This window comes from Pseudomonas sp. BF-B-26, from assembly GCF_019956495.1.
Classification (GTDB): domain Bacteria; phylum Pseudomonadota; class Gammaproteobacteria; order Pseudomonadales; family Pseudomonadaceae; genus Aquipseudomonas.
On record NZ_JAHBDP010000011.1, the window covers coordinates 85,769 to 109,207 of the forward strand.

Here is a 23,439-nt window from a genome sequence, read left to right on the forward strand (position 1 = left end):
CAGCGAATACTGTCTTTATTCAAAGAGCCCGTCATCACTTTCAGCTGAATCTTTGATAAGGAAATCAAGATATGTCAGTAGCACCGCAATACAAGTACACCCCTGAGCAGGTCACCGCAGCATTCAATGAAATAAAAGCGACGCTGTTCAGCGGCATCACCGCCGAGGCAACCCCCAAAATCCTGGTCGTTGCCGGGCTGCAAGGGTCAGGTAAAACCTACCTGCTGGAAAAGACCCTGCTGCCTTCAAATCGCTACAACAATTATGTTCGTCTTTACCTGCCCGACTACCGCAAGAAACACCCCCAATACGCAGAGATGATCAAACTCGGCGTCTTGCATGCGTATGAGCATACCGAGGCATTTGTTCGCGAAGTCAGTACGAAAATCTATAAGCAAGCCTTCAGCCGCAAATTCAACATCATCATGGAATGTGCGTTCGATAGCCTCGCATTCGCGACCTTCCCGCCGTCGGCGACCGCCGCCGGTTATCAGTTCGAAACTCACATCGTTGGTTGCACTCAAGCGTTTGCTCATGTGTCGAGCATTAAACGAGCGTTCAAAAGCCTTGAAGCCCAGGAAATGGAACGGTTTCTCACCGTATCGACGCTGGATGCCAGCATGAGTTATGCGCCTGCGATCATCCTGGCCCTCGAGACGGCTGCAAAAGCGGTCAGCGGCTCGCAAGTCAATGTGTATGAACGTGGGTTCGGCGTGTTGAACGAGCGAACCTTGATTGCCCAGAGTACTTACTCCAAAGCTGCCGACGGTTCCGTCACCACAACGACAACCAAGGTGGATTTTGCGTACAGCATCTATTCGAACATTATCGACAACCACGTCTTCGCGGCGAGCGATCGCGATGAAGTCATCAAAGAGTGCCACCTGGCGCTGCTCAAGATGGCGACTTATGCTTCGCATGTTCCGAAATTCGTCTACAACGATCTGTACGCCTACATCGTCAAACACGTGAATCGATAACGTTGGGCGAGGAGTACCGTTTTTCCGGCTTTCCAAATGCGTGGTTTGTCGCATACTCCAAAAAAACGGTCGTACCAAGAGGCATCAATGAACGAGGATCGGACCAAAGCCAGCGCCATCGACGACAGTCGTTTTCGCCTGTTGATCGATGCTGTGATTGACTACGCGATCTACATGATTGATCCCGATGGCATCATCACCAGTTGGAACACCGGCGCCAGGCGTTTCAAGGGGTACGAGGAGTCTGAAATCCTCGGTCAGCATTTTTCGCGGTTCTATACCGAAGAGGATCGCCGTGCCGGTTTGCCCCAGCAGGCACTGGATACGGCGATCCGGGAGGGGCGTTTCGAGGGGGAAGGCTGGCGGGTTCGCAAGGACGGCACGCATTTCTGGTGCCACGTGGTCATTGATCCGATTCTTGACCCGTCGGGCACGTTGCTTGGGTTTGCCAAGATCACCCGGGACCTGACCGACCGCAAGATGGCTGAAGAGATCCTCAAGCAAAGCGAGCAGCAATTCCGCCTGCTGGTTCAAAGTGTCACTGATTACGCCATCTACATGCTCACCCCGGATGGCCGCATGACCAATTGGAATCTTGGGGCTCAGCGCATCAAGGGCTACTTGCCCGAAGAGGTCATTGGCCAGCATTTTTCGATGTTTTACACCCCGGAAGATCGCGAGGCCGGCGAACCACAACGGACTCTGGACATTGCGGTACGTGAGGGGCGATTCGAAAACAAAAGCTGGCGCATGCGCAAGGACGGTACGCGGTTCCTGGCGCATGTCGTGGTCGACCCGATTTGGGGCGACACCGGCACGTTACTCGGCTTTGCCAAGATCACCCGTGATATCACCGAAGTCACACAAGCCCAGCAGACCTTGGAGCAAACCCGCGAAGCGCTGTTTCAGGCGCAGAAGATGCAGGTCATCGGTCAACTCAGTGGTGGCATTGCCCACGACTTCAACAACTTGCTGACCGTCATCCTTGGCAATCTGGAAATCATCGGCAAACGCGTCGGCGACGATTCGAGAATTACCCGATTGGTGGACAACGCTACCCAGGGTGCTCAGCGTGGCGTAACCCTGACTCAGCGCATGCTGGCGTTTGCCAGACGCCAGGAGCTCAAGTCCGAACCTGTCGAGATCCCGACGCTGGTGCAAGGGATTACCGGACTGTTGCGCAGCTCACTTGGGCCTTCGGTGATGCTCGAAACACGCTTTTCACAAGAACTTGAACCGGTCCAGGCCGACATCAATCAGCTCGAACTAGCGGTACTGAATCTGGTGACCAACGCTCGAGATGCAATGCCCCATGGCGGAAAAATCGTGATCAGTGCCCAGACTGATGCGGTTCTGGACAAGGCGCAGCTTTCCCTGGAGCCCGGTCGTTATGTCTGCCTGAGTGTCACCGACACGGGTGAGGGCATGGATGACGCGACGCTGGCATCGGCAACGGACCCTTTTTTCACCACAAAGGGCGTTGGCAAAGGCACTGGCCTGGGGCTGTCGATGGTTCATGGTTTTATTGAGCAATTGGGCGGCCGATTCGTTCTCAAGAGCCTGAAGGACAAAGGCACAACCGCCGAACTGTGGATACCCGTCGCCGCCGCGGGTTCCGTCGCCCAACCGGTTGCCGAGGAGCAAGCCGCACCGCCGGTGCCCCGACTGTGTGTGTTGGTGGTGGACGACGACAGCCTGGTATTGACCAGTACCTGCCTGTTGCTCGAGGACCTGGGGCATCGAGTGATCAGTGCAGCGTCCGGCGCGCAGGCGCTCGCAATGCTCGACAGCGAACAGGCGATTGATCTGGTCATCACCGACATGGCCATGCCGCAGATGAATGGCGCGCAACTGGCGCAGGCTATCCGGATCATCAAGCCGAACCTGCCGATCATCCTTGCTACTGGTTACGCTGAGCGTCTGGAAGGTTTCGCGACCCGACTGCCGCGGCTGTCCAAACCTTTTACCCAACTTAATCTGGTGGAAATCATTGCCTCGACCATGAAGTGACAACGCTTGCTCGGTGTTTGGCCGCTTTTGTGGTCGGGTACATATCTGGTTCTGCGGTAACGGCGGCTGGCTGTAAAAGCGAAACCGCCAGTAGCCGTGACCGCAGAAACGGATATGTACCCCGCAAGTGAACAGCATTCCGGTGCATCAAGCCGCCAGATTGCCTGCACTCATCTCCTTCTTGTACTGAACTTTCAAACGTTCCATTTGCGCCCCCAGCTCTTCCAGTGTGGCTTTGCCCAACAGCTTGCTGGCCTGAGGGAACATCTCCGTTTCCTCTTCTTCAATGTGATGTTCCAGCAGCTCCTTGACCACTTTCACCCGGCCGGCAAATTCCGGCGTGGACGGGTCGGTAACCTTCAAGTCTGGCAGCACCAGCGAATCTACGGCGCGATGTTCTTCCTTGGCTTCGTAATACATGACGTCCTGCTCCTTGCCCCCGGCTTTCTTGTACGCCGGGTACAAGACTTCCTCTTCGAGACGGGTGTGGATGGCGATCTCCATTTCCAGCTTGGCCAGCAACTCGCCGCGCTTTTTAACACCACGCTCGGTGGATTCGCTTAATTGGGTCAGGATGCCTTTTACACGTTCATGGTCGGCTTTCAACAGGTCTATGGCATTCATGGTCGAGTCTCTCCAACATGTCAGGGGGTGAGCGCGAACGGTCTCAAGGCCGAAAGTCGCTCATTGTCCTGGAGCATTTGTCGTGCCGGTTTTTGCCAGTGCGATAACGTGTTTACAAAACAATAAGTTGAAGTGACTGATGGCGAACTGGGGTCATGCAGCCTGCATGAGTCCGGAAATTGACTCATGCAGTTCGCAGTGGAACATTGATGTTTCAGACAATAAAAAAAGCTCGGTGACTGCGCCGAATGCTGTTCACTTAAGACATTCTTCAGTCGAGCTAGAACCTGTGGCGAGGGGATTTATCGAAACGTCGCACCGCCCCGTTGGGCTGCGAAGCGGCCCCAGCGTCTTTTCAGACAGACTAAGTTGTCTGGATTACGACTGCTTCGCAGCCGAACGGTGTGACGTTTCGCTAAATCCCCTCGCCACAAATGTGGACGCCGCGCTTAAGTGAACAGCATTCGGCGCAGTCGCCGAGCTTTTCAAGTTCAGGAGATGGATTCGGGTTGCTGGAGCGAACGATGCGCGTTTTGCGTGGATATCGAGACAGGTGGGAAATCTTCGTTGAGCAGCCGCAAGTGCTCGATCGCTTCCTTGAACTTCAAGTCGGCCTTTCTACGCAAGGCCCGATAACGATCGAACTGTTCCACATCCATGTCGCTGCCCTCGAGTAACGCGAAGGCACTACGGCTGAGCGCCTGGGCCTCTTCAAACATTTGATGATTACGTTCCAGGGCCAAAGCCCGGCAAGCTTTGATTTCATCGGAGGTGGAATAGTGAACCATGACCAGCACCTGATTTTTTCGAGGTTCTTCTTGATAGGTATCGATGCCGCAGGGGAACCGAACCTGGCATGTCCCGACCGTGCAAAAGCCGGGTGGGATTAAGGTTGTGACCTGCGGGGTCGCTCAAGGACTTCAAATTTATCAGTGAAGAAATTCGATAATTCATGCCGTAAATACTCACGACCAAATCAAAAAATCTGTTTTTTTTGCCGTTCATATTGAGCCAGGATCGGTTGAGTACTGATCCCGTGAAGCAGGATGCTGAGCGCGACCACGGACAACGTCAGGTCGGTGCATAGCGTTGCTATCGACTCACCCAACCCGTGGTTCAGGGCATAAAACAGGTAATACAGACTGCCGATGCCGCGTATGCCGAACCAGCCAATCAACATTCGCTGGTGGCCGTTGAGCAAACTGCCCCAAGGCATGGCGAAGACGCTCAGTGGTCGTATCAGGCAAAACAACACGCCGGCGATCGACAACGCACGCCAGTCCCAATGCGTCATCAGCACCACGCCGAGCAGCGTCACCAGAAAGACTTCCATGGCCCGTTCCACCAGACTGCCAAAGGCGAGCATGTCGCCCATCATGATGCCCGCGGCGACCTGCGTGTCCTCAAGGCTTGCGGTATCACCATGAACCGCGTGCTGCGGCTCGACGTTCTGATGTCCCACGACAGGCTGTACCAGATGCTCAGCGGGAAGTTCGTCGTCGCCGGTGGATTTGACTTCTTCGTGGCGCAAACCCAAGCCGGCGGCGAACACTGACAGAAAGCCGTAACCGTGAATCCACTCGGCCCCAACATACGCCAGGGCAATCAAGGCGAGGGAGAGGTAATCATTCGGGGAAAGGGTGCTGTCGTCATTTTTGATGCGCATTAACAAGGTCAGGCGGCCAATACCGCGGCCCATCCAGTAGCCGGTGAGCAAACCGGCCGGGACTGCCCACAACAGACTGCGCAACACCCAGTCGCTGAGCCAGCCGGGGTTGCTGTCGTGTTGCACCAGCAGCAGGCCGAGGATGACAAACGGGAAGGCGATCCCGTCATTGAGCCCGGCTTCACCCGACAGCCCGAAGCGCACGCTGTCGTCATCCCGGGCGTCGTTGACCTGCACCAGGGCGGCGAGCACCGGGTCGGTGGGCGCCAGAATCGAGCCGATCAACACGGACGCGCCCCAGGACAATTCGAAAGCGTAATGCAGCAACAGGCTGACCCCGGCAATGGTCAACACCATGACCGGGCCAGCCAGGCCGTAGGCAATGCGCCAGTTTTCGTTCCTGAGCGGCAAGCGCAACTTCAAACCGCAGACAAACAACGAAAACAGCACGGCGACTTCCGTCAGGTGCTCCATCCAGGTGGACGCATCTTCGGTGTCCAGTTTTAACAGTCCAAGCCCCGCGGGACCGATGGCTGCGCCCAGCACCAGACACACCGCCGACGTGGTCACCGGCATCCAACGCAGGTACGAAGAGGTCAGCGCCAGCGTCAGCAGCACCGCACCCAACACCGCCACCCATAAAATGAAGCTCATGCTCGGTACTCGCCGGGTGCATGCCGCGATGCAGGGCCTGCGCCATCAACCGACGGTCGTGCGCAGGTATTCAGGCGTCAATACGTTGAACCATAGCAGGATCATCGAGACCAGGAGGGTGACCAGCACCAGCAGCCCGACGCCCCAGACACAAGCGGCATTCAGCAAGCCTTGTTCCTTGCGCTCATGCATAAAGGTCGGCAAGCCGACGAACAGCAGAAACGTCGAATAGATCGACGCCGCGCCCAGCCCCACAATCGCCAGCCAGCGGCTCGGGTACAAACCGGCGAAGCCTGCGAGGAAAAACGGGGTCACGGTGTAAGCGGCAAAACCGATGCATTGGTTGACGGTCGGCCGCGCGTCGAAGGTGCGCGACATCCAGCGGATGAACAGCCCCATCAGCGCCACGCCGGCGACGATGGTCACGTACAGCAGAACGCAGAGTTGTAGCGCGCTGGCGCTGCTGAGTTTGACTGTTTCGTTTTCGACCAGGCTCCAGCCGACGTAGGTGGTCCCGATAAACAGGCACACGGCAGGGATCATGGCGAGCAACAGTAAATGAGCGAGGTAGTGGCATGGATGCGCTTCCTCTTCCTTGCGGATATCCGTCCACGCGTAGTTCGGTTGGGTGAACAGCTTGACGATAGGTGCGGACATGATGACCTCCAGATATCGAAAGGCCCGCCATTGGAGTAATGCTGTTCACATAAGACAATCTTCAGGCGAGCAAGAAACCTGTGGCGAGGGGATTTATCCCCGTTGGGTCGCGAAGCGGCCCTCAGCGTCCATTCAAGCAGACTGAGTCTCGCGGATTTACGACTGCTTCGCAGCCGAACGGGGCGGTGCGACGTTTCGCTAAATCCCCTCGCCACAAATGTTGGGCCGGCGCCTGAGTGAACAGCATTACGCCATTGGAGGGCCTATAAGAATGTGGAGCTCTGGAAATGGCGACGGGTTCAACTTAAAGCATCGGCTTGCCACCGGTGATTCCATAGCGCTGCCCCGTGATGTAACTGGCCTCGTCCGACGCCAGCAACACATAAATCGGCGCCACTTCCACCGGTTGACCCGGCCGGTCGAGTGGGGTTTGACCGCCGAAGTTCTGAACCTCTTCATCGGGCATGGTCGAGACAATCAGCGGCGTCCAGATCGGCCCCGGTGCCACGCAGTTCACCCGAATGTTCTCCGGCCCCAGCATCTGCGCCAGGCCAGCGGTGAAGTTGGCAATCGCGCCCTTGGTCGTGGCGTAAGGCAGGAGGGGCGGTTTGGGCATGTCGGAATTGACCGAACGGGTGTTGATGATCGAACTGCCGGGTTTCATGTGCTTCAACGCGGCCTGACAGAGCCTGAAAATGGCGGTGATGTTGACGTCGAAGGTCATCACCCATTCTTCGTCCGGGATGTCCTCGAGGTGTTCATGGTTCATCTGGAACGCGGCTGCCGTCCAGTCGGCCTGAGCCCTTGTAGCTGTGTTCGCCACAGTCGGGGTACGGGTCCATTTTCTTTTGGGAGTCGGGGACTGGCTGGCTTTGTTTCGGGAAGGGTGGTTTTGGATAGGCAATCATTGCGAAATCTCCGTTCTCAAGGCAGAGGAGTCAAAGGGTTGACCCTGGTGTTTTGCCTTGAGTTCGGTTGGATTTCCGTGATGGTCACTCTTGTCGCCGATCGTTCCCACGCTCCGCGTGGGAATGCCTCAATGGACGCTCTGCGTCCGCTCTTGGGACGCGGAGCGTCCCGGGCTGCATTCCCACGCGGAGCGTAGGAACGATCATCATCAGGCCTTGCGATTGAGCAAGCTGCGCTCCATCCGCGCAATGCCTTCTTCCAGCAATGACCGTGGGCAGCCGAAATTCAGGCGCACGAACTGTTTGCTGTCATCGCCGAAGTCCAGACCAGGACTCAGCCCGACCTTGGCCTGTTCAAGGAAAAACTGCTGAGGGTTATCCAGGCCCAGCGCCGAGCAATCGAGCCACGCCAGATACGTGCCTTGCGGGATATTCATGGTCACCCCCGGCAGTCGCGTATTGACCGCGTCCACCAGATAATCCCGATTGCTTTGCAGGTACGCCTTCAACCCGGCCAGCCAAGGGCCGCCTTCGCTGTAGGCGACGCGCGTCGCTTCCATGCCCAGCGGGTTGACGCTGTCGACCATGCCACAGCGGGCGTGGTTGACCTTTGCACGCAACGCCGAGTCCTGAATGATCATGAACGACGTCTTCAGACCGGCGATGTTGTAGGCCTTGCTCGCCGACATCAGCGTAATGGTGCGCTTGGCGATTTCCGGGCTCAGGGACGCTGTCGGAATGTGCACGCGCCCGTCGAAACACAGCTCGGCATGAATCTCGTCAGAGATGATCCAGGCATCCTGCTCCAGGCAAATGTCGGCGACCGCTTGCAGTTCTTCTCGCGGGAAGACTTTGCCCACCGGGTTGTGCGGGTTGCTCAGCAGCAGCGCACCGCCACCGGTCAGCGCCCGATTCAAGGCATCGAGTGGCGTGGCGTAAGTGCCGTCCGCCAACGCATCGAATTCGAGTTCAACCTTGTTCAAGCCCCAGTGCCCCGGCGCATGGCGCAGCGGCGGGTAGTTCGGAACCTGGACCACAACGTTCTGCTGCGGCTGGACCAGCGCATTCAGCGCCATGTTGAAACCCGACTCCACGCCCGGCAGGAAAATCAGTTCTTCAGGCAATACGCGCCAGGCGTACTTGTTCCAGAGGTCGGCGACGATGGCATCGCGCAAGTCATCCTGGGCCACGCTGTAGCCGAGCATCGGGTGTTCCAGACGTTTTTGCAGGGCCTGGATGATCACCGGCGGTGCGGAGAAGTCCATGTCGGCCACCCACATCGGCAACACGTCGGCCGGGTAACGGCTCCATTTGGTACTGCCGGTGTTGTGGCGGTCGAACACCTGATCAAAATCGAAAGTCATGCTCAGTCTCATAAAAAGCGTGGTTGAACGTGGGGCAATGATAAACGCCAAGCCCCTGTGGGAGCGAGCACCCACAGGTTGTGTGTGATGGCTTAGGCCGCGGTGTTGCCCGATGGTCGGTTTTCACACAGTCAGTTCTAACATTGTCTACAGTTTTAAGTGTCGGCAGCCAGACTGCCGCCACCATGATTGTCCAGAAAAACCCGGCAAAAATACCGGGTTTCCACCTGACAGGAGTGCACGATGGACCTCAACCGTCGTCAGTTCTTCAAGGTCGCTGGTATCGGCCTTGCGGGCTCGAGCCTCGGCGCGCTGGGCATGGCCCCCGCGACTGCCTTCGCCGAGCAGGTGCGCCACTTCAAGCTTGCCCACACCCATGAAACCCGCAACACCTGCCCGTACTGCTCGGTCGGCTGCGGCGTGATCATGTACAGCCAGGGCGATGCGGCCAAGAACGTCGCGCAAAACATCATCCACATCGAAGGCGATTCCGACCACCCGGTCAACCGCGGCACCCTGTGCCCCAAAGGTGCCGGTCTGCTCGACTTCATTCACAGTCCCAACCGTCTTCAGTACCCACAGGTGCGCAAGCCCGGCACCACAGAGTGGACGCGAATCTCCTGGGATGAAGCGCTGGATCGCATCGCTGACCTGATGAAGGCTGACCGTGACGCCAACTTCATCGAGAAGAACGCTCAGGGGAAAACGGTGAATCGTTGGCTGACCACCGGTTTCCTTGCGGCGTCGGCGTCGTCCAACGAAGCGGGTTACATCACCCACAAGGTGATTCGCAGTCTGGGCATGCTGGGGTTCGATAACCAGGCACGTGTCTGACATGGCCCGACGGTGGCAAGTCTTGCCCCGACGTATGGCCGTGGTGCCATGACCAACCACTGGACCGATATCGCCAACGCGAATCTGGTTCTGGTGATGGGCGGCAACGCAGCAGAAGCGCACCCTTGCGGTTTCAAATGGGTGACCGAAGCCAAAGCCCACAACAAGGCGCGGCTGATTGTGGTCGACCCGCGTTTCACCCGTACCGCCTCGGTGGCCGACTATTACGCGCCGATCCGCACCGGTACCGACATCGCCTTCATGGGCGGGCTGATCAATTACCTGCTGACTGAAGACAAGATCCAGCACGAGTACGTGCGCGCCTATACGGACGTGTCTTTCATCGTCAAGGCCAGCTACGGTTTCGAGGACGGGTTGTTCAGCGGTTACGACGCGAACAAACGCACCTACACCGACAAGTCCGGCTGGGGCTACGAAATCGGTGAGGATGGCTTCGCCAAAGTCGACCCGACCTTGCAGGACCCGCACTGCGTCTATCAATTGATGAAGCAGCATTACAGCCGCTACACCCTGGAGTTGGCCAGTCAGGTTTGCGGCATGCCCACGGACGCGATGCAAAAAATCTGGGAAGAGATCGCCACCTGCTCACAACCGGGCAAGACCATGACGATTCTCTATGCGCTGGGCTGGACCCAGCATTCGACCGGCTCGCAGATGATTCGCAGCGCGGCCATGGTGCAACTGCTGCTGGGCAACGTCGGCATGCCGGGCGGGGGCGTGAACGCCCTGCGCGGGCACTCCAACATTCAGGGCCTGACCGACCTGGGCTTGCTGTCCAACCTGCTACCCGGTTACCTGACCCTGCCGTCTGAGGCCGAACAGGATTACAACGCCTATATCGCCAAGCGCTCACTCAAGCCGCTGCGTCCCGGGCAGATGTCCTACTGGCAGAACTACGGCAAGTTTCACGTCAGCCTGATGAAAGCCTGGTACGGCGCCAACGCCACTGCTGAGAATAACTGGGGCTACGACTGGCTGCCCAAGCTGGACATTCCCGGCTACGACATCCTGAAAATGTTCGACATGATGGGCAAGGGCGAGGTCAATGGCTACATGTGCCAGGGCTTCAACCCGATCGCCGCATTACCGGACAAGAACCGTGTGATGAAGGCGCTCGCCAAACTCAAATGGCTGGTGGTGATGGACCCACTGGCCACCGAAACCTCAGAGTTCTGGCGTAACGTCGGGCCTTACAACGATGTGGAAACGGCCAGCATCCAGACCGAAGTCATCCGTCTGCCGACCACCTGCTTCGCTGAAGAAAACGGTTCACTGGTCAACAGCGGTCGCTGGCTGCAATGGCACTGGAAGGGCGCCGATGGCCCGGGGCAGGCGCGCACGGACGTGAAGATCATGGCCGAGCTGTTCTTGCGCCTGCGCAAGCGTTACCAGGCCAACGGCGGTGCCTGGGCCGAGCCGATCCTCAAACTCGACTGGCCCTACAAGACGGCGGATGACCCGACACCGGAAGAGCTGGCCCGGGAATTTAACGGCTATGCCATCGCCGATGTCACTGACGCCTCAGGTGCGGTGGTCAAGGCCGGTCAGCAGCTGTCCGGCTTTGGCCAACTCAAGGACGATGGCAGCACGGCTTCCGGGTGCTGGATCTTCTGCGGCAGCTGGACCGAGCAGGGCAATAACATGGCCCGGCGCGACAACAGCGATCCTTTCGGCATGAAACAGAACCTGGGATGGGCCTGGGCCTGGCCGATGAACCGGCGGATTCTCTACAACCGCGCCTCCTGCGACCCTCAAGGCAAACCGTGGGACGCGAACAAACGGCTGGTGTGGTGGAACGGCAAGGCCTGGACAGGCACCGACGTGCCCGACTACAAGGTCGATGCCCCACCGGAAGCGGGCATCAACCCGTTCATCATGAACCCCGAAGGCGTGGCGCGTTTCTTCGCCCTCGACAAGATGAACGAAGGGCCGTTCCCTGAACACTATGAGCCGTTCGAGACGCCCATTGGCATCAATCCGATGCACCCGAACAACAAGCAGGCGACCAGCAACCCGGCCGGGAGGATCTTCGATTCAGTCTGGGAAACCCTCGGGCAGGCCAAGGACTTCCCTTACGCGGCGACCAGTTACCGGCTGACCGAACACTTCCACTTCTGGACCAAGCATTGCCCCATCAATGCCGTGACCCAGCCCGAGCAGTTTGTCGAAATCGGTGAAGTGCTGGCCAAGGAGAAAGGCATCGTGGCCGGCGACCGGGTCCGTGTCAGTTCCAAGCGCGGGCACATAGAAGCAGTGGCGGTGGTGACCAAGCGGATTCGTCCGCTGCAGGTCAACAATCAGGTGGTGCACCAGATCGGTATCCCGTTGCACTGGGGATTCACTGGCGCCACCCGTCACGGTTACCTGACCAACACCCTGGTGCCGTTCCTCGGCGATGGCAACACTCAGACCCCGGAATCCAAGTCATTCCTGGTCAACGTGGAGAAAGTCTAAATGGCCAGCCAAGACATCATCGCCCGTTCGGCCACCACGACCGTCCCGTCCTCGGTACGCAATCAAGAGGAAGTGGCCAAGCTGATCGACACCACCAAGTGCATTGGCTGCAAGGCGTGTCAGGTCGCCTGCTCGGAATGGAACGAGCTGCGCGACGATGTCGGCCACAACCTCGGCACCTACGACAACCCGCAGGACCTGAGCGCAGAAACCTGGACCTTGATGCGCTTCACCGAGCATGAAACCGACGCCGGCAATCTTGAGTGGCTGATTCGCAAGGACGGCTGCATGCACTGCGCCGAGCCCGGTTGCCTGGCGGCGTGCCCGAGTCCGGGGGCGATCATTAAGCACGCCAATGGCATTGTCGATTTCGACCAGGACCATTGCATCGGCTGCGGTTATTGCATCACCGGTTGCCCGTTCAATATCCCGCGAATCTCGCAAAAGGATCACAAGGCCTACAAATGCACATTGTGCTCGGACCGGGTGGCGGTGGGGCTGGAGCCGGCCTGCGTGAAAACCTGCCCGACCGGTGCCATCGTTTTCGGCAGCAAGGAAGACATGAAAGAACACGCTGCCGAACGTATCGTCGACCTCAAGAGCCGTGGCTTCGACAACGCTGGCTTGTATGACCCCGAAGGTGTCGGCGGCACCCACGTGATGTACGTGCTGCACCACGCCGACACGCCGAAGTTGTATGCCGGCCTGCCGAGCGCTCCGACCATCAGTCCGCTGGTGGAGTTGTGGAAAGGCGTGAGTAAACCGTTGGGCTTACTGGCTATGGGTTTGGCCGTGCTGGCCGGGTTCTTCCACTACGTGCGGGTCGGGCCGCAGTTGGTCGAGGAGGATGAACTGCCGACCACCGTTGATCCTGCGGTGCATGAAGTCGATCCGTCAGTACACACCTTTGATCCGCGCGGGGAGGACAGACCATGATCCGCAGACAGATCCTGCGCTACACCTCGAACCAGCGCACCAATCACTGGCTGGTGGCGATTTTCTTCTTCATGGCGGCGCTGTCGGGGCTGGCGTTGTTCCATCCGGCACTGTTCTGGCTGAGCAATCTGTTTGGCGGTGGGCCGTGGACGCGCGTTCTGCATCCGTTCATGGGCGTGGTGATGTTCGTCCTGTTTCTGGGATTGGTGATTCAATTCTTCCGGGCGAACTTCTTTATCAGCAATGACCGCTTGTGGCTGCGACGCGTCGGGCGGGTAATCAAGAACGAGGAAGAGGGCGTGCCGCCCATCGGCAAGTACAACCCTGGGCAGAAGCTGCTGTTCTGGACCTTGCTGATTTGCATGCTGGTGCTGTTGTTCAGCGGCTTGGTGATCTGGCGCGCGTATTTCAGCGAGTACTTCGGCATCACCAGCATTCGTTGGGCCATGCTGCTGCATGCGTTGGCGGGTTTGATCCTGGTGCTGAGCATCATCGTTCACATCTACGCTGGCATCTGGATCAAGGGTTCGGTCAGCGCCATGACGCATGGCTGGGTCAGCCGCGCCTGGGCGAGGAAACACCATGAACTCTGGTACCGCGAAGTGACCCGCGACGAGCACCCCGACCGGCCAATCAGCAAAAAAGGATAACCCCTTGGCGACGATTCTTGAGCCTGGCGAGATCGAAGCGGCGGCGAGTTCGCCGCCGTTTCTGCACCTGCCACCGAACAACCTGTTCACCTTGCGCGCCTTGCGCCTGGAACGTCTGGTTGACGGCCATCCAATGGCCGATTACCTGCGGTTGGTGACCGGTCTGTGCCACGTGCAGCAGGGACTGATGGATGATCCGCCCGCAGCCGCCATGCCCGATCCCGAACGTAGGCGAATGTGCCAGCAACACGGCTTGCCGCCGTTCGCCGCCGACAGTCTGGTACGCGAAGACCATTGGCTGCCTTACCTCGAAGCGCTATTGCAGCGTTACCAGCCACCGCCGCAACCGGCCGTGGAAAAAGCCGTGGCGACCTTGCGCAGCGCCAACGTCGGGCAACGCAAGGCCTGGGCGATTGCGCTGGTCAGCGGCCAGTTCGCCTTGCTGCCCGCCGCCGTGGTGCCGTTTCTCGGCGCCGCGTTGCAGGTGGCCTGGAGTCATTGGTTGCTGAGCACGCCGGACCTTGCGTTGAAGCCCGGTGACAGTCTCAGTCAATGCCCGGCCTGCGGTTCGCCGGCCATGGCCGGGGTGATTCGTCATCGCGGCAAATACAACGGCTTGCGGTACCTGGTGTGCTCGCTGTGTGCCTGCGAATGGCATGTGGTGCGGGTCAAATGCGTGTATTGCGAACAAAGCAAAGGCCTTGAATACGTCAGCCTCGATGACGACCGCCACGCCGCCAACCAGGCCCCGTTGCGCGCGGAGGTCTGTCCGGGCTGTCGCAGCTACCTGAAACTGCTTTACCTGGAAAACGACGCCGAGGCCGAAGCGCTGTCGACGGACCTGACCAGCCTGCTACTGGACATGCGCCTGGAGCAGGAAGGCTACCAGCGTCCGGCGCCTAATCTGTTGCTGGCACCGGGAGGTGACTGAGCGAGCCCTTTAAGCTATCCCTCCGGGCTCAGCGACTACACTCAGGCGCGACGGTCAACGTTTGCGGGAGCGCCTGATGTCTTCCAGATCCGCCAGCTCAACCCTGCGGCTGCCTTCTATCGACAGTTTGCTGCGTCATCCCGCCTGTCAGCCATTGGCCGAACGTTACGGGCGTGATGCGCTGCTGGCCAGCCTGCGCCAATTGCTCGATGACTTGCGTGAGCCGGTCCTTTTCGGGCAACTCGACGCCATTGAAATCGCGCCTGAAGCATTAGCGGGCAGGGCGGGAGAACGCTTGGCCAGTCAGCATCGCAGCAACGTGCGCCGGGTGTTCAATCTTACCGGCACGGTGCTGCACACCAATCTGGGGCGAGCGTTGTTGCCGGAGGAAGCCATCGAAGCGCTGCAGAGGGCGGCCCGTTATCCGCTTAACCTGGAATTTGACCTGCACAGCGGCAAGCGCGGCGACCGAGATGACCTGATCGAAGGCCTGATCCGCGAGCTGACCGGCGCCGAGGCGGTGACGGTGGTCAACAACAACGCCGCTGCGGTGTTGCTGGCGCTCAACAGCCTGGGCGCGCGTAAGGAAGGCATCATTTCCCGAGGCGAACTGATCGAAATCGGTGGCGCCTTCCGCATTCCCGACATCATGGCCAGGGCTGGGGTCAGGCTCCACGAAGTCGGCACCACCAATCGCACCCATGCACGGGATTACGAGGCGGCCATCGGCCCCCGTAGCGGTTTGGTGATGCGCGTCCATGCGAGCAACTACAACATCGAAGGCTTCACCGCGCGAGTGCCGACCGCCGAGTTGGCGCAACTCGCGCATCAACACGGCTTGCCATTGCTTGAAGACCTCGGCAGCGGCAGCCTGCTGGACCTGACGCGCTGGGGCTTGCCCGCCGAACCGACGGTGCGCCAGGCACTGATCGATGGCGCCGACATCGTCACCTTCAGTGGCGACAAACTGCTGGGTGGCCCCCAGGCCGGGTTGATTGTCGGCCGCAAAGACCTGATCGCGAAGATCAAGAAAAATCCACTCAAACGCGCCTTGCGGGTCGACAAACTGACCCTGGCCGCCCTCGAAGCGGTGTTGGGCCTGTACCGCGACCCTGATCGACTGGCCGAACGGTTGCCGAGTTTGCGCCTGCTGACCCGACCCCAGGCGGACATCCTCGCCCAGGCTGAACGCCTGCAACCCTCGCTGGCCAAAGCCTTGGGCGACGGCTGGAGCGTCAGCGCAGTACCGGCGCTGGGCATGATCGGCAGCGGCAGCCAACCGGTGGCGCGATTGCCGAGTGCCGCGTTATGCCTGCGACCGCACGTATCCAAACGTCTTCGCGGGCGGCAGCTGCAGGGTCTGGAAGCGGTCCTGCGTGCGTTGCCGATTCCGGTGCTGGGGCGCATTGATGACGATGCGTTGTGGCTGGACCTGCGGCAACTGGACGATGAACCGGCGTGGCTGGCGCAACTCGATCAAATGGCAGGAACCGTAGCGTGATCGTCGGCACCGCCGGGCACATCGACCACGGCAAGACGGCCTTGCTCCAGGCACTGACCGGCCTGCTCGGCGACCGGCGTCGGGAAGAACGTGAACGCGGCATGACCATCGACCTCGGCTACCTCTACGCGGCGCTGGAACCCCACGCGCCCCTGACCGGTTTTATCGACGTGCCCGGTCATGAGCGCTTCACCCACAACATGCTGGCGGGGGCTCAGGGCATTGATCTGGTGTTGCTGGTGGTCGCGGCCGACGATGGTGTCATGCCGCAGACTCGCGAACACCTGGCCATCGTTGAACTGCTGGGTATCCCTCGAGCGCTGGTGGCGATCAGCAAATGCGACCGCGTCGAACCGTCCAGAGTGCACGCCGTCCGCGAACAGATCCAGACATTGCTGGCCCCGGGACCCTATGCCAACGTGCCGCAGATTGCGCTGTCGAGTGTGACCGGGGAGGGCGTCGAGACGCTGCGACAGGCCTTGCTCGCGGCGCAACGTGAAGTCCTTCAACGCAGCACCAGCGGCGGTTTTCGCCTGGCGATTGACCGAGCCTTCAGCGTGGCTGGCGTCGGTATCGTGGTGACCGGCACTGCGTTGTCTGGCGTGGTGGCCGTGGGCGATACGCTGATGCTCGGCCCGCTGGGCAAACCCGTTCGCGCGCGCGGCCTGCATGCGCAGAGCCAGGCTGCCGAGATCGCAATGGCCGGACAGCGAGTAGCGTTGAACCTGAGTGCCGAACGCTTGGCCCTGGAGCAGATCCATCGCGGTCAGTGGCTGTCGTCCGAGTGGCTGTACGCGCCAACCCAGCGAGTGGATATCGACCTGCAATTGTTGGCCAGCGAACCCAAAGCCTTCGAGCACTTTCAGCTTGTGCATGTTCACGTGGGGACTCAGGACGTGACTGGCCGGGTGGCGTTGCTGGAAGGCACCCGCCTTTTGCCGGGTGAGCGGATGTTCGCGCAACTGCTGTTGAATGCCCCGGTGCAGGCCGTGAAGGGCGATCCCTTGATCCTGCGGGACCAGAGCGCCCAACGCACCCTCGGCGGCGCGCGGGTGCTCGACCCGTTTGCACCGACCCGACAACGCCGCAGCCCCGAACGGTTGGCGCAGTTATACGCCCTCGCCCCAGGTAATCAGTTGGAGGAGGTCCTGCCGGCATTATTGGCCAACAGCGACACCGGGCTCGACCCGCAGCGTCTTGAGCGTCAGTTCAATCGCCCCCGCAACACCTGGGTTTTGCCCGATGACGTGCGCCTGATCGACACCCGCCAAGGCCCGTTGCTGTTCAGTGCGGCCCGCTGGGAAGCACTGAAAGCATTGTTGCTGGAACACCTCGCACGTTTTCATCAACTGGAACCGGATCAAATGGGCCCGGACCGGGATCGCCTGCGGCGGTTCAGCGGCACCGCGCTGGAGCGTGCGACGTTCATCAGCCTGCTCGACGAATTACTCGCCAGCGCGGCCATTGCCGCCAGCGGGCCTTGGTTGCATTTGCCCGATCATCAGGTGCGTTTGAGCGAAGACGACGACGCCTTGTGGCAACACTTGCAGCCATTGTTCGAACAGGCAGGTTTTGATCCGCCGTGGGTGCGCGACCTTGGCCATGACGAGGCGGCCGTGCGCTTGCTGCTGTGCAAAATGGCGAGGTTGGGATTGGTGCATCAAGTCGTCCGTGACCTGTTCTACACCGACACGATGATCCGCCGATTGGCGGCTATGCTTGTGCAACTGGCGGCGCAAAACCCGGTGATTCAGGTCACGGCGTTTCGTGATGCGGTGGGCCTGGGTCGCAAGCGCAGCATCCAGATTCTCGAATACTTCGACCGGATCGGCCTGACGCGACGGTTTGGCGACAAGCGCCATATCCGCCTCGACAATGCCTTGGCCCAACGCACCGACCACTGATTTCAAGGAAGGCAATCGCGCCCGGTGGCGCGGCCGGGCTTCAAACCCGGTTGGGGACGGCATCCGTTCCCGGGCAGGTTCGACTCCGGCTGCCTTCCGCCATTTTCCCCATCAGAGATGCCCGAAGCTCAGCGGGTACTGGATAACCACGTAGATCCTGTCGATATCGTCGCCGGCCTGTGCGCTGTTGGCCCGGTGCGACACATGGGACAGTTGCAGGGACAAGCCCTTCGCCGATCCTGATTGCACGATGTAACGCAGGTCTATGTCCCGCTCCCAATGCCGTCCGCCGTCCCCTTGTTGAGGAACGTACTCACCGAGCGTCTCGTCGAACGGGTTGTAGGCTCCACCTTTGGGCGCATGGGTGCCGTCGATCTGGCTGCCTTTCACATAACGGGTCATGAAGTTCAGCCCGGGAATCCCGTAGGGGCCCAGGTCAAGGTCATAGCGTGCTTGCCAGGAACGTTCATGCGCGCCGTTGAAGTCCGCGTACTTGATCGAGTTGGCGAGGTAGATGGAGTCGCCACCGACGAAATCGAAGGGCGTGTCGCCATTGATTTTTTGATAAGCCAGCGTGAACCCGTGGGCATCGTGAGTGTATTTGCCCGACAGGCTGAATGCCGTGTTGTCGATGGCGCCGGCCAACGCCTGGCCGGTGTCCTGCGTGTGATAGACATTGGCATCGAGGAACATGCCGGATTGTTTCAGGTGCAGGTTGGCGTAGTACTGGTGCCAGGTGTCGGTCAGCTCGGAAGCGTAGAGCGCGCCGCCGACGGGACTCTGGGTGAACAGGTCAGCGCCGAGAAACGAGATGCCACCGGCCTCGGTGTTGGCGCCGTAGCCGTAAAAGTCGTCTTTGCTCGAAGAACTGTCCTGGTTCTTGAACGCGGTGAAGTGACCGGCCTGCAGATTCATACCGTCGATTTCACGGCTGTTGAGCAAAAAACCCGTGGCGTACTCCGGTTGCAGGCGTTTGTCTGCGGTGTCGAACACCGGGGTTTCCACCATCATTTCACCGAAGGCCACTGTGGTTCGGGAGGCCTTGATTTTCAATGCCGCGCCGCCGCTGGAGTAGTTGTCTTCACTGCGGCCATCAGCATCCACGGGCAGCAGTCCAGTCCCGGAATGGCCCTTGCCGCCATCGAGCTTGAGCCCCAGAAACCCATGGGCATCCAGGCCAAATCCAAATGTACCGGGCGTGAATCCGGATTCAAAAGCGCCGATAAATCCTTGAGCCCACTCCTGTTTATAGTTTTTGTCCGCGGGTGACGGTGACCGATAGTCACTGTTGAGGTAGAAATTTCGACTGAGCACCGACAACGATGCACCGTCCAGAAAGCCCTGGGAGGGTTGCGTCGATTCATCAGCCAGAGCCGCCCCGGCCGAGCCCGCGAACAGCACCGACACCCAGAACGGCAACGCGAGTTTCAGTTCTTGCGCGCAAAGCTTCATGGCTTATTCATCACGAGGACAGCGACTCCAGAATGTCTGGAGTCGCTTGTTTTTAGACGGCGCTTAATGGCCTTCCGAGGCACCGAACATGGTTTTGGCGTAGATCAGGCCAAGACCGTAGGAGCCTCCGTTCGCAATCGAGGTTTTCACCGTTTCGTCATAGGTTTCGGTACGTGCCCAGTCGCGCTGGAGTTCAAGCAGGTATTGCAGCGAGGTCATTGGGCGGGCACCGATCTGGATCATGCGCTGCATCGCCATTTCATGGGCTTCGGTGCTGACGTCGCCACAGGCATCGGCAATCACGTAAACCTCGAAACCCTGGTCGATGGCCGACAGTGCCGGGCCCACGATGCACACCGAGGTCCACAGACCGGCGAGGACGATTTTCTGTTTGCCGAACGCGTTGACTTCGACGGCAATGCGCTCGTCTTCCCAGGTGTTCATGCTGGTACGGTCGATGACGTTGTGTTCCGGGAACACTGACTTGATTTCGTCGAAGATCGGCCCGGAGAAGCTCTTCTCGGCGACGGTGGTCAGGATGGTCGAGACCTTGAAGCCCCGCGCGGCCTTGGCCACAAGTGCAGCGTTGTTGCGCAGGGTGACGGCGTCAATTGACTTGGTCGCAAAGGACATCTGCGACTGGTGATCGATCATGATCAGGGTGTGGTCGGACGGGGTCAGCAGGGTTTTGCCGGGAACAGCTTTTGCGAGGGCCATGGCGATGTCCTTACGGGTGAGTGAGGAGGCCATGGTTGCGTAGATTCAGGCGGGAATATTGAACCGATGTGCTGTGTTTGGTTTTTTTGCGAGGATGCTGAAGGACGGCCCCGCGCGCTGTCGGTCAAGGCGCGGGGCTGTCTGTCACTGCATCACATAACGCCCAGGCGCCGACTCAATCGCCGGGTATTGCGCGTTACCGGTATGCAGTACCGAGGGCTGGCGTTCGCCAGACTGTTCAGCCAGCCAGACGAACCAGTCATTCCACCAGCTACCGGAATGTTGCTGAGCGTTCTTGAACCAGGTTTCCGGGTTTTTGGTGACCCGGTTGTTGGTCCAGTAGTGGCGTTTTTCCTTGGCCGGCGGGTTGATCACCCCGGCGATATGCCCTGATGCGCCCAGTACAAAACGCTTGGTCCCGGAGAGCAACTCGGTGCTGGCGTAAGCGCTTCTCCACGGCACGATGTGATCGTCATGGGTGGCGAGGATGTACGCCGGAGCATCGATGGCGCGCAGGTCCAGCTTGACCCCGCAACAGTCCAGCTCACCGGATTTCAGATCGTTCTGCAGATAGGTGTGGCGCAAATACCAGCAGTACATCGGTCCCGGGAGGTTGGTGCTGTCGTTGTTCCAGAACAGCAGGTCAAGGGGGATTGGTTTCTGGCCCTTGAGGTATTTGTCGACGTTGTAGTTCCACCACAAGTCGTTGGGACGCAGCAGCGAGAAGGTATTGCCCATGTCCTCGCCCTTGAACAGGCCGATGGGGCCATCCTGGCCGCCGATGGTGCGCTCGCGGTAGGCCACCAGTTGTTCGTCGACGAAAATGTCGATGGGGCCGGTATCGAGGTAGTCGAGGAAGGTGGTCAAAAGGCTCACGCTGCCAATCTCGCGGTCGCCGCGCGCCGCCAGGACCGCCAGCGCCGAACTCAACAAGGTGCCGCCGATGCAGAAGCCGACGCAATTGGGCCGCTGCTCGCCGCTGATCTCGCGGGTCACTTGCAGGCCTTTGAGGATGCCGGTTTCGATCAGGTCATCCCAAGTGGTGCCAGCGTGCTCCTGGTCGAAGTTACGCCACGACATCAGAAACACCGGATGCCCTTGTTTCAACAGATGGGCAACCATCGAGTTGTCCGGGCGCAAGTCGAGAATGTAGTACTTGTTGATGGACGGCGGCACGACAAACACCGGGCGCCGGTACTGGGTTTCGCTTTGCGGGTAATACTGAATCAGCTGGAAGAGTTCGTTCTCGAACACCACTTCGCCGGGGGTGTTGGCGAGATCGACACCGACTTTGAAGGCGCCGGCGTCGCACTGGCGCATCTTGCCTTCTTGCAGGTCGCTGGCCAGGTGCAACAGGCCGGTGAGGAGGCTGCTGCCCTGGGTGTCGACGACCCGTTGCAGCGCATCGGGATTACTGGCCAGAAAGTTGCTGGGCGCGCCGGCCGCGATGGCCTGTTCCACCAGATAGAGCAGGCGCTGGCGCGGCTTTTTGTCCGGGATCGCTAACGTGTCCAGCAGCTTCAACAGAAACCCTGCGTTGAGCAGATAAAAGGCGGCGAGGGAGCCGAACAGGGGCTGGCTCCAGTTGCCGCTGGCAAAACGTCGATCGTCGAAGCTGAATGGCTGACCGGTCAGCAGTTGCTGGCCGAGTTCGCCCCATTGCTGTTGGTACTCCGATTGAAGGCTGTCCAGGGTGCCGCGCGGCAGGTCAAACCACTCGTTGTAGTCCTGGCCGGTAAACCACGGGTTGGTGCTGACCCAGAGACGTAGTTGTTGCACTGCAAAGGAGGCAATGAACGGAACCTGGCCTGACCAGAAGGTGTTGAAGGTATGCGCGTTATTGTCCATGGAACTCCTTGCCCACATCAGTAAACCAGGCAGAAAAAAACCGCGGCGCCGGACTTCGGCGCCGCGTTAGCAGTCAAGCAAGCAGTCCTGTGTTTCTTCTAGCGCTCGATGACCAGGCTGACGCCCTGGCCGCCACCGATGCACAACGTGGCCAGGCCTTTTTTGCCGTCGCGACGAATCAGTTCGTGCAACAGCGACACCAGAATCCGCGCGCCCGATGCGCCGATCGGATGACCCAGGGCAATCGCGCCACCGTTGACGTTGACTTTGCTGGTGTCCCAACCCAGTTCCTTGCCGACGGCCAGTGATTGCGCAGCGAACGCTTCATTGGCTTCGATCAGGTCGAGGTCGTCCAGGCTCCAGCCGGCTTTGGTCAATGCCAAGCGGGTGGCCGGTACCGGGCCGATGCCCATGATCGACGGGTCGACGCCAGCGCTGGCGTAAGCCTTGATGCGTGCCAGAACCGGCAAACCGAGGGCCTGGGCCTTGGCGGCGCTGGCCAGCAACAGTACGGCGGCACCGTCGTTGAGAGTCGACGAGTTCCCGGCGGTCACGCTGCCGTCTTTCTGGAACGCGGGTTTGAGGTTGCCCAGCGCCTTCAGCGTGCTGCCCGGACGCGGCTGTTCATCGGTGTCAAAGACCAGCGGCTCACCCTTGCGCTGAGGGATCAGGATCGGGGTGATTTCACGCTTGAAGTAACCCGCTTCGATGGCGGCAGAGGCTTTCTGCTGCGAGGCCGCGGCGAAAGCGTCCTGGTCTTCGCGACTCAGTTCGTATTTCTTCGCCAGGTTCTCGGCAGTGATGCCCATGTGGTAATCGTTGAAGGCGTCCCACAAACCGTCCTGAATCACGCTGTCTTGCAGTTGCGCATGACCCAGACGCAAACCGGTGCGGGCCTTGGGCAGAACATACGGCGCCAGGCTCATGTTTTCCTGACCGCCGGCAATGATGAGTTCGGCGTCGCCGCAACGGATGGCCTGGACCGCCAGCTGGACCGCCTTGAGGCCCGAGCCGCAGACCTTGTTCAGGGTCAGGGCAGGGGTGGTATGGGGCAGGCCGGCCTTGATCGCCGTCTGACGTGCGGGGTTTTGCCCCGAGCCTGCGGTGAGTACCTGGCCGAGGATCACTTCATCGATCTGCGAGCCGTCCAGACCGGTCTCTTCCAGCAAACGGCGAATGACCGCTGCGCCCAGCTCGGTGGCTGGAATCGCGGACAAGGCACCTTGAAAACTGCCAATGGCGGTACGAGTAGCGGCAACGATTACGACTTCGTTCATGCGTGACCTCATTAAGATGTTGTCGAGCGAAAGCAGGGCATCCATGCCCTG

At 59.7% G+C, this 23,439-nt stretch carries 17 protein-coding genes, 1 tRNA gene and 1 pseudogene; 9 read left to right on the forward strand and 10 right to left on the reverse strand.

The genetic code is table 11. The features are described from left to right. Positions 1-71 precede the first annotated feature (71 nt). Both KGB03_RS00950 and KGB03_RS00955 read left to right on the forward strand, forming a co-directional pair. Positions 72-980 carry a zeta toxin family protein gene (locus KGB03_RS00950; RefSeq protein WP_223525905.1) on the forward strand — a complete coding sequence of 303 codons (909 nt, stop codon included), beginning with the start codon at positions 72-74 and terminating at the stop codon, positions 978-980. Between the two features lie 87 nt (positions 981-1,067). Beyond that, entirely contained in the window at positions 1,068-2,990 is a 1,923-nt protein-coding gene (locus tag KGB03_RS00955) for a PAS domain-containing sensor histidine kinase (RefSeq protein WP_223525906.1), read from the forward strand. Between the two features lie 147 nt (positions 2,991-3,137). Here the strand turns inward: KGB03_RS00955 and KGB03_RS00960 are convergent, their stop codons facing one another. From KGB03_RS00960 to KGB03_RS00985, 6 genes and pseudogenes are all read right to left on the reverse strand, one after another. Then, positions 3,138-3,614 (reverse strand): hemerythrin domain-containing protein, encoded by a 477-nt coding sequence (locus tag KGB03_RS00960; RefSeq protein WP_223525907.1) that lies wholly within the window; start codon positions 3,612-3,614, stop codon positions 3,138-3,140. A 491-nt stretch (positions 3,615-4,105) separates the two neighbouring features. After that, positions 4,106-4,402 (reverse strand): hypothetical protein, encoded by a 297-nt coding sequence (locus tag KGB03_RS00965; RefSeq protein WP_192408506.1) that lies wholly within the window; start codon positions 4,400-4,402, stop codon positions 4,106-4,108. A 188-nt stretch (positions 4,403-4,590) separates the two neighbouring features. After that, a complete protein-coding gene (locus tag KGB03_RS00970; protein ID WP_223525908.1) occupies positions 4,591-5,934 on the reverse strand; it encodes a cation:proton antiporter in 1,344 nt (447 codons plus the stop codon). Between the two features lie 45 nt (positions 5,935-5,979). Next, complete coding sequence (locus KGB03_RS00975) at positions 5,980-6,591, reverse strand: Yip1 family protein (RefSeq protein ID WP_223525909.1); 612 nt, start codon at positions 6,589-6,591, stop codon at positions 5,980-5,982. A gap of 304 nt (positions 6,592-6,895) precedes the next feature. After that, positions 6,896-7,499 (reverse strand): annotated as a pseudogene (locus KGB03_RS00980) (SDR family oxidoreductase). Positions 7,500-7,708: 209 nt separating this feature from the next. Then, the gene (locus KGB03_RS00985) at positions 7,709-8,863 is read right to left on the reverse strand and encodes a MalY/PatB family protein (protein ID WP_223525910.1); all 1,155 of its coding nucleotides are present in this window, start codon (positions 8,861-8,863) and stop codon (positions 7,709-7,711) included. Positions 8,864-9,106: 243 nt separating this feature from the next. Here KGB03_RS00985 and fdnG point away from each other — a divergent pair, with 243 nt between their 5' ends. The 7 genes from fdnG (at position 9,107) to KGB03_RS01020 (ending at position 18,196) form a co-directional block, all read left to right on the forward strand. Next, positions 9,107-12,172: a formate dehydrogenase-N subunit alpha gene (gene fdnG, locus KGB03_RS00990; RefSeq protein ID WP_223525911.1), complete on the forward strand. Its 3,066-nt coding sequence runs from the start codon at positions 9,107-9,109 to the stop codon at positions 12,170-12,172. Next, complete coding sequence (fdxH, locus tag KGB03_RS00995; RefSeq protein WP_223525912.1) at positions 12,173-13,108, forward strand: formate dehydrogenase subunit beta; 936 nt, start codon at positions 12,173-12,175, stop codon at positions 13,106-13,108. Then, positions 13,105-13,758 (forward strand): formate dehydrogenase subunit gamma, encoded by a 654-nt coding sequence (locus tag KGB03_RS01000; protein ID WP_111449947.1) that lies wholly within the window; start codon positions 13,105-13,107, stop codon positions 13,756-13,758. Before fdxH ends, KGB03_RS01000 begins: the two co-directional genes overlap by 4 nt. Before the next feature lie 4 nt (positions 13,759-13,762). Then, positions 13,763-14,689 (forward strand): formate dehydrogenase accessory protein FdhE, encoded by a 927-nt coding sequence (gene fdhE, locus KGB03_RS01005; protein WP_111449946.1) that lies wholly within the window; start codon positions 13,763-13,765, stop codon positions 14,687-14,689. 76 nt (positions 14,690-14,765) lie between these two features. Continuing rightward, positions 14,766-16,190 (forward strand): L-seryl-tRNA(Sec) selenium transferase, encoded by a 1,425-nt coding sequence (gene selA / locus KGB03_RS01010; protein WP_223525913.1) that lies wholly within the window; start codon positions 14,766-14,768, stop codon positions 16,188-16,190. Then, positions 16,187-18,094 (forward strand): selenocysteine-specific translation elongation factor, encoded by a 1,908-nt coding sequence (selB, locus tag KGB03_RS01015; protein WP_223525914.1) that lies wholly within the window; start codon positions 16,187-16,189, stop codon positions 18,092-18,094. The genes selA and selB overlap by 4 nt, the downstream gene beginning before the upstream one ends. A 6-nt stretch (positions 18,095-18,100) precedes the next feature. Then, positions 18,101-18,196 (forward strand) — tRNA-Sec (locus KGB03_RS01020). Between the two features lie 9 nt (positions 18,197-18,205). On the opposite strand, the gene KGB03_RS01025 is transcribed toward KGB03_RS01020, so the two are convergent. The 4 genes from KGB03_RS01025 to KGB03_RS01040 form a co-directional block, all read right to left on the reverse strand. Next, complete coding sequence (locus KGB03_RS01025) at positions 18,206-19,546, reverse strand: OprD family porin (protein WP_223525915.1); 1,341 nt, start codon at positions 19,544-19,546, stop codon at positions 18,206-18,208. 63 nt (positions 19,547-19,609) lie between these two features. Next, on the reverse strand, positions 19,610-20,263 hold the full coding sequence (locus KGB03_RS01030; RefSeq protein WP_008146861.1) for a hydrolase: 654 nt from the start codon (positions 20,261-20,263) through the stop codon (positions 19,610-19,612). A gap of 144 nt (positions 20,264-20,407) precedes the next feature. Next, a complete protein-coding gene (phaC, locus tag KGB03_RS01035) occupies positions 20,408-22,111 on the reverse strand; it encodes a class I poly(R)-hydroxyalkanoic acid synthase (protein WP_223525916.1) in 1,704 nt (567 codons plus the stop codon). Positions 22,112-22,209: 98 nt separating this feature from the next. Further along, the gene (locus tag KGB03_RS01040; protein ID WP_223525917.1) at positions 22,210-23,388 is read right to left on the reverse strand and encodes an acetyl-CoA C-acetyltransferase; all 1,179 of its coding nucleotides are present in this window, start codon (positions 23,386-23,388) and stop codon (positions 22,210-22,212) included. Positions 23,389-23,439: the final 51 nt, after the last annotated feature.

What these genes read in the sequence shown, in the direction of transcription:
- fdxH (WP_223525912.1), top strand. Translation starts at nt 12,173, where the DNA reads ATGGCCAGCCAAGACATCATCGCCCGTTCGGCCACCACGACCGTCCCG.
- KGB03_RS01000 (WP_111449947.1), top strand. Translation starts at nt 13,105, where the DNA reads ATGATCCGCAGACAGATCCTGCGCTACACCTCGAACCAGCGCACCAAT.
- KGB03_RS00955 (WP_223525906.1), top strand. Translation starts at nt 1,068, where the DNA reads ATGAACGAGGATCGGACCAAAGCCAGCGCCATCGACGACAGTCGTTTT.
- KGB03_RS00965 (WP_192408506.1), bottom strand. Translation starts at nt 4,402, where the DNA reads ATGGTTCACTATTCCACCTCCGATGAAATCAAAGCTTGCCGGGCTTTG.
- KGB03_RS00985 (WP_223525910.1), bottom strand. Translation starts at nt 8,863, where the DNA reads ATGACTTTCGATTTTGATCAGGTGTTCGACCGCCACAACACCGGCAGT.
- KGB03_RS01030 (WP_008146861.1), bottom strand. Translation starts at nt 20,263, where the DNA reads ATGGCCCTCGCAAAAGCTGTTCCCGGCAAAACCCTGCTGACCCCGTCC.
- KGB03_RS00950 (WP_223525905.1), top strand. Translation starts at nt 72, where the DNA reads ATGTCAGTAGCACCGCAATACAAGTACACCCCTGAGCAGGTCACCGCA.
- KGB03_RS00960 (WP_223525907.1), bottom strand. Translation starts at nt 3,614, where the DNA reads ATGAATGCCATAGACCTGTTGAAAGCCGACCATGAACGTGTAAAAGGC.
- KGB03_RS01025 (WP_223525915.1), bottom strand. Translation starts at nt 19,546, where the DNA reads ATGAAGCTTTGCGCGCAAGAACTGAAACTCGCGTTGCCGTTCTGGGTG.
- KGB03_RS00975 (WP_223525909.1), bottom strand. Translation starts at nt 6,591, where the DNA reads ATGTCCGCACCTATCGTCAAGCTGTTCACCCAACCGAACTACGCGTGG.
- KGB03_RS01040 (WP_223525917.1), bottom strand. Translation starts at nt 23,388, where the DNA reads ATGAACGAAGTCGTAATCGTTGCCGCTACTCGTACCGCCATTGGCAGT.
- selA (WP_223525913.1), top strand. Translation starts at nt 14,766, where the DNA reads ATGTCTTCCAGATCCGCCAGCTCAACCCTGCGGCTGCCTTCTATCGAC.
- KGB03_RS00970 (WP_223525908.1), bottom strand. Translation starts at nt 5,934, where the DNA reads ATGAGCTTCATTTTATGGGTGGCGGTGTTGGGTGCGGTGCTGCTGACG.
- phaC (WP_223525916.1), bottom strand. Translation starts at nt 22,111, where the DNA reads ATGGACAATAACGCGCATACCTTCAACACCTTCTGGTCAGGCCAGGTT.